The sequence below is a fragment of the Ochrobactrum sp. S1502_03 genome, assembly GCF_044435015.1.
In the GTDB taxonomy this organism is placed as follows: Bacteria; Pseudomonadota; Alphaproteobacteria; order Rhizobiales; family Rhizobiaceae; genus Brucella; species Brucella chromiisoli.
Map to the genome: position 1 here is coordinate 1 of NZ_JAYEXN010000066.1, position 6139 is coordinate 6139.

Below are 6139 nucleotides of genomic sequence, written 5' to 3' on the forward strand. Positions count from 1 at the left end.
ACCAGACGATCTGATCGGGAGCGAGTTTCTGTCCGTTGTCATCATAAAGATGACTGGTCCACGCATTTGGGTTTTCACCGGTTAAAACAACAGGCCAGCCATCATAATCAAAATTGCTCAGAACCCCCAAAGCATGGGCAATTTCATGGACCATTGTGGTGGTGAGCGAAATCTCAGACGTTGAAGGAAGCTGCGAGGGAATATACCCCTCCTCAGACCATGGGAGCGTTCCAATCTGGATAAACCCATGCGCACCATTGATCGGCTCGCCAGGGTTTTGATTCATCAGTGCTGCGCCAACTTTTGTTGGCGCGCCCACTTCGTCAAAGGCGATCGGACTGTAAGCATAGGCATTCTCGTCATTCATAGTACCTATATTAAAGATCGCGGGCGACGTTCCCGGAATGACCTGAATAATTTCTGCCCAGTGCCCGATCGCGAAATTGAGCTGATCAATATCAAACTGTGAAAAATCCCATGGTGATGACTCATCACGGGCACCGTAAGGGCCGTCATTCACACCATAATATTTTGCGGTTATGAACGGCTGACCTTTTGCATCCGAAAAATTATATACGGCCTGCGCGAGGGCCGATGTCGATAAAAAAGTCCCCGATGCGAACACAATCACTGCTATCGTCGATTTCATTGTGTCATAGCCTCTAGAAATTACAGATTAGCAGATTCAGAAATACCCGATAGAGCGCGTTAAGCAATAGGGGTGTAAGAAGACGTTCCTAAGCTCCGCGGCTTAAAGGCTTGAGGTAATATATCCAAAAGTGGGACAGGTTCCTGTGTAAAATTTTTGCCAGTTCGGCAGATGGCATTCTCACTCATCACAAACATAAATACCCCCGACACTCCCCAGCTCCCCAACATTAGATAAACGACACTAAAAAAAGCAATCACTGAAATTAGTTAGTGCCTTAAAATCATCCGACCAAAACTCGATACTAACAGACGTTCTTGACTATTCGTCAAAACGACCACCCATGGATCAAAAGACAGCAGCGCAGCGTTATTCTCCTCCAGCCACAGGAGGTGAAAATGAACGTAGCCAATCTGCAGATCGAAGAACTTTGCATGGCAATTAATGCCATCAACCATGCCTTGGTTGAAAAAGGCATGCTCACGCAATTAGAGCTAAACAGAGCATTTAAGAATGCCGAAGCGATAGCGCGAAGCGACGAACGTTTTGTCGAGGACCTCAGTCCTTCAAGCCGTGATGCTGTCTGCTTCCCTATCCGAATTCTCGAGGCCGCGAATAAGGAAACAACTCCGCGATCCAGCAAATTTTTTCCGAGCTTGCCCGAATAGTTGGAGAAACCAAAGAGCCGTACAACGATATGTATTAAGCTCACACGGAACTTTATGCTCAGTCTCACGTCTTTATGCCCTGCTTCATGCAGACTGCAAGAGGGGAGGGGCGCAACGCTCGAGGAATAAAGTTCCCCGCGGGGAACCATAAAGCACCTATGCAATGTATAAGATGAAGCCGCGGGCCGTCACCGCGTCTCCTCAGGCTCCAAAATACAAAATTTTTCAAAAGTTCCCCGCGGGGAACTTCCGCTTTTCTCACCACCCGAATCGCATTAGTTTGAAGTTGCGCAAAAAGTTCGCACTTTTGTATTTTTGCGAAACTACATTTGGTTTTACCATTCGTTAACTCTAGTGGCGTCTAATATGCTCCAATTCAATGAGGATAAAATCGTGAATCGCCACCTGAGCAGTCTTCAGTTTATGCAGGATTTTTCGGGCAAGCTCGAAAGCGCTCTGCAGAATCTTTCAATCGCTCAATATCCGCCAGATGCCCGTCGAGAGATGCGTAAATTTTCGTCGACGGAAGTCGCAGCATTGCTCGATGTCTCGGAAGCTTATATCCGACAAGTCGTTCAAAAAGATATAGGTCCGACGCCAGAGGTAACATCCAATGGGCGCCGCCTTTATACGTTAGAACAAGTCCTTGAACTCAGAATGATGCTTGCGTCGAAGGGACGTAAGAAGTGGATGAACCCACGACGCACCGGAGACGAAGCTTGCCATATAATTGCAGTTACGAATTTTAAAGGCGGGTCGAGCAAGACGTCGACGACGATTCATTTAGCGCATTATCTCGCGTTGAAGGGCTATCGCGTTCTCGCTGTGGACCTTGACCCGCAAGCCTCATTGACCAGCTTACACGGTACGCTTCCCAATTTTGATCCACGGGTTGATGATACTCTGTACGCAGCGATCCAGTTTGAGAATCCCCGGCCCACTAAAGAATTGATCCATCAGACGCATATTCCGGGACTGGATGTAATTTGCGCGGGATTGGAACTGACAGAATTTGAAACTGCAGTAGCGCTTCAGATGCGCAAAAGCGGCACCAACTTCCTCCTTCGTGTATCGCAAGCGTTGGATCAGGTCTCAGACGACTACGACGTTATCCTGATGGATTCAGCGCCATCCCTAAACTTTTTGACGCTTGCGTCGCTTACGGCCGCTACGGGTGTGATAATTCCTGTACCTGCTCATATGCTCGATGTTGACGCTACCGGAAAGTTTCTCGAGCTCGCTGCGTCGTATATGCAGGTGTTGAATGATGCCGGAGCCGAAGTTGATTGGGATTTTGCAAAGTTCATCATAACCAAATTTGAAGCAAACGATCACCCGCAAGCTAATATGACCGCTCTTATGCGACAGGTTTTCGGCGAGGACCTCTTGCTGAATATGGTTATGAAATCGACAGCGGTAGCAGATGCACTCACGTGGAAGCAAAGCCTGTATGAAGTACAGCGATCCCGTTTCTCAGCGCCCAAAACGTATGACAGGGCGATGGAATCACTCAACGCTGTGAACGATGAAATCGAAAAGCTGCTTTGGACAGCATGGGGCAGAGAATGAGCCGGAAAGATTCCCGATCCATCTTCGCAAACCTTGTGAAGCCTCAAGAGCAAACTGGCGACATGGCGCCAGCAGCTTCGCCATCGCCTCATCTTCGAAAAGTGGCGGCTGGGCTTCGCCAGCTTCACGAACGCGAGGAGACGTTCGCGAAAATTCTGAAGGACGGCGATCACATCATTGACATTGACGTTAATGATATTGCTCCGTCGCCGATTCAAGATCGCTTTGATGGCTCTTATGAAGAGTCAGCGATAGCAGAGATCGTTGAGTCAATGCGAGAACGAGGACAGATCGTTCCTGGTTTAGTCCGTCCGTTGGACGATGGAACACACCATTATCAGATCGTGTTTGGCCGCCGTCGCTGGAATGCAGCAAAGCAATTGGGATTGCCCTTCCGGGCCGTTATCAAGGAACTTACTGACGAACAGGCAATTGTCTTTCAGGGTGAAGAGAACACTAATCGAGAAGACCTTAGCTTTTTGGAAAAATGTCTTTTTGCGCATGAACAGGAAGCAGCAGGTTTTCGGCGTGATGTCATTTGCGCCTCGTTATCAACGACAAAGTCACATCTGTCTGAGATGCTACGCATCACGACTACTGTTCCGAAGTCTACATTGCTTCTAATCGGAAGGGCGCCTGACACAGGACGCAGACGTTGGCTCGAGTTTTGCGAACTGTGGAACGCACGATCCAATGCCCAGCTTTTAGTTCAGCAGGCGTTGACAAGCTCGCCGTCGGATCGTTTTCAAGCCGCTGTCGCTGCTTTGAAACAACCCAATCTGACGCAAGCAACACAGGAATCTAAAGTACAGCGTGAAATCCGAGCAAACGGCGAACTGCTGGCAACGATTGCTCGGTCCAAGGCCGGTTCACGGCTAAGTTTTCAGAAAAATGTTCCTCAAGGGTTCGTTGACTTTCTTGCGGAACGAATGCCCGAGCTGCATGCGCAGTATCTAATAGACGAAAAAGAAGGATAACGACCAAAAGAAAAAGGCCCCCAAAACGTCGCCATCGTGGAAGCCTCTCTCGGATGTGGTAATCAGAGAATCGCATTTCCATGAATCAGTGTCAAGAGTCGTGAGCGTCTTTTTGGCGGGTGGATTTCTTTTGCCTTTTGAAAGGTGATAGAGAATGCAAATTCTGAAGACTGACACGCCTGCATTTCGTGGGCGAATGAAGGTGTTTGCCCAAAATTCTGACCGGCAGGAACAGCCGAAGCAGGGGAGGGGTGTAAACAAATGGGCGCTCTACAAACAACTCTGCGTCGCTAGGGCTGAATTCGATCTGAACGATCGTTGCCTTGCCGTGCTGAGCTCGCTTCTGTCATTTCTCCCTGACGACGACATCAGTGAGAAAACCGGCCTCGTCGTTTTCCCATCCAATCGTCAGCTGTCGCTGCGCGCCCATGGCATGCCAGAGTCTACACTGCGCCGACATCTGGCCTCCCTGATTGAAGCGGGAATCATAGCGCGCAAAGATAGTCCGACGCGGAAGCGCTATGCTCATAAGGACAGGGAAGGCGGCGTCGAGCTTGCTTTCGGCTTTTCCTTTGCACCCTTGCTCGAGCGGGCCTCTGAAATTGCTGCTATCGCGGATAAGATTCTCGCCGATCAGAAAGCACTGAAGCGTCTTCGCGACGAAGTGTCCGTCATGCGCCGAGACATTGCGTCAGCCTTTGCGGATAGGGCCGAAGAAACGGGTGAGCTTGGTGGGTGTCTCGAAGCATTGTTCGTTCGCTTCCGCTCCATTGTCGACGCTATCCCTCGCCGCGCATGTCTTGATGAACTGTCCGCGATCAGGGCCAATTTTGAAGCCATTCGTGGTGAATTGGCTATCACCTTGAAAACAATAGAGATTGTTCCAGAAATGAGCGGCAGCGTCGCTCAATCTGAGCGGCAGCATAATGAATCCCTGCGAGAATCCCTTTTTGAATCTCAAAATGGCGAAAAGATTGATTTGAACGTGCCTTCCGCGGAAACACCAGTTTCTGTGAAGCCGGAAGAAGGAACTTCTGGCAACTTAACCCCATCCATTTCCCTCGATCAGGTGCTTCGATCCTGTCCAGATATCCGCGAGTATGGTGCGAAAGGAATTGGCACATGGCGTGAGCTTCTCGATGCCTCGCGTATTGTCTCGGGCTTTCTCGGCATCAGTCAATCAGCCTATCAGGAAGCAATCCGTTTCATGGGGCCAGAAACCGCTTCGACGGCCATTGCCTGGATTCTTCAGAAAATATCGACCATCAATTCGCCTGGTGGATATCTGCGGTCTCTGACACAGAAGGCGAGGGGAGGGACCTTCGCAATCCGCCAGCTCCTGTTTTCAGGAATGAGGACAAACGGGGGTCTCGTTTCAATATGAGACTGCTTTTACCCGTTTCCTAAAGACACAGCCATGAGTTGGAAACATCTATCGCGAATGGCCACCAAAAGAAGAAGGCCATCTCAGGTTAATCGAATGGGGTTCCCAGAAATGCGCGCATGGAATAACGCTGATTAAAAGAGTTCGGAATATGAGTCTAGGCCGCTTGCACGTAGGCCATCTCCGTCAGTTTGCAGCGATGGATGTGCTGAAAATTCTGCGTGATGCCGATTCAGATCGGTCGAACGTTTTCTGCCTTGGATTTGCCGGTCTTACGATCCTGGCCGATTTCGTAGCTGACTTTCTGGCCCTCTCCAAGCGATCCGCCCGCTTGGACCAAGCCGGAGACATGCACAAAAACATCACTGCCGCCGTCTTCAGGCGTGATGAAGCCAAAACCCTTGTCATGATTGAAAAATTTTACTGTACCGATTGCCATATAGATCCTCTTCGATGAAACGACGTACGCTTTGCCTATGTAGACTATTGAATGCGCAGTAGACGCGCAATCGCCTCGTATCGCGGCCACCCGACCGATTGATCATTGAACCAAGCAGTAGCTGGACATATGACCGTAGTTAGTTCGTGCTAGGAGGAGCAGCCTTGAGTGTACTATTCCTGAATGGATCAGGCAGTTTGATATGTGACGGCGTTGATGCTGGCCAGATTGAATTTAGTATTGCGGAGCCTGCCGACGGTCCGGATACGACAAGGCGAGGAAAACTCTGGGGGAATAAGCAGGCTATTGTTGCGGCGATGGATGCCCAGAAAGTGGAACTGAAACCTTCCGACACCCATGATCTTCTATCCCTAGATGTCGAGGATACTGATCGGCAGGGCGGTGTGTCATTCAGTGTCCTGTAACAGGCTAAGCGAAGAGACCTTGTTGGGG

Annotated in this window: 6 protein-coding genes and 1 pseudogene; 5 read left to right on the top strand and 2 right to left on the bottom strand. The window is 49.8% G+C overall.

Going from position 1 to position 6139, the window contains the following annotated elements:
• Positions 1-649, bottom strand: a 649-nt coding sequence (locus VBH83_RS18990; protein ID WP_396999043.1) for a hypothetical protein, incomplete at its 3' end; no start/stop codon positions are given.
• 398 nt (positions 650-1047) lie between these two features.
• On the opposite strand from VBH83_RS18990, the pseudogene VBH83_RS18995 reads away from it, so the two are divergent.
• From VBH83_RS18995 to repC, 4 genes and pseudogenes are all read left to right on the top strand, one after another.
• Positions 1048-1355 (top strand): annotated as a pseudogene (locus VBH83_RS18995) (hypothetical protein).
• A 355-nt stretch (positions 1356-1710) separates the two neighbouring features.
• On the top strand, positions 1711-2886 hold the full coding sequence (repA, locus tag VBH83_RS19000) for a plasmid partitioning protein RepA (protein ID WP_041545811.1): 1176 nt from the start codon (positions 1711-1713) through the stop codon (positions 2884-2886).
• Complete coding sequence (repB, locus tag VBH83_RS19005) at positions 2883-3863, top strand: plasmid partitioning protein RepB (RefSeq protein WP_396999044.1); 981 nt, start codon at positions 2883-2885, stop codon at positions 3861-3863. The genes repA and repB overlap by 4 nt, the downstream gene beginning before the upstream one ends.
• Positions 3864-4017: 154 nt before the next feature.
• Entirely contained in the window at positions 4018-5247 is a 1230-nt protein-coding gene (repC, locus tag VBH83_RS19010; protein WP_396999045.1) for a plasmid replication protein RepC, read from the top strand.
• A 232-nt stretch (positions 5248-5479) separates the two neighbouring features.
• Here repC and VBH83_RS19015 read toward each other — a convergent pair whose 3' ends face one another.
• Complete coding sequence (locus VBH83_RS19015; RefSeq protein ID WP_259030724.1) at positions 5480-5686, bottom strand: cold-shock protein; 207 nt, start codon at positions 5684-5686, stop codon at positions 5480-5482.
• A 164-nt stretch (positions 5687-5850) separates the two neighbouring features.
• Here VBH83_RS19015 and VBH83_RS19020 point away from each other — a divergent pair, with 164 nt between their 5' ends.
• Complete coding sequence (locus VBH83_RS19020; protein ID WP_259030725.1) at positions 5851-6111, top strand: hypothetical protein; 261 nt, start codon at positions 5851-5853, stop codon at positions 6109-6111.
• Positions 6112-6139: the final 28 nt, after the last annotated feature.

Bases quoted from the DNA above. Each gene is read 5' to 3' on its own strand.
- repB (WP_396999044.1), top strand. From the start codon at position 2,883: ATGAGCCGGAAAGATTCCCGATCCATCTTCGCAAACCTTGTGAAGCCT.
- repC (WP_396999045.1), top strand. From the start codon at position 4,018: ATGCAAATTCTGAAGACTGACACGCCTGCATTTCGTGGGCGAATGAAG.
- VBH83_RS19015 (WP_259030724.1), bottom strand. From the start codon at position 5,686: ATGGCAATCGGTACAGTAAAATTTTTCAATCATGACAAGGGTTTTGGC.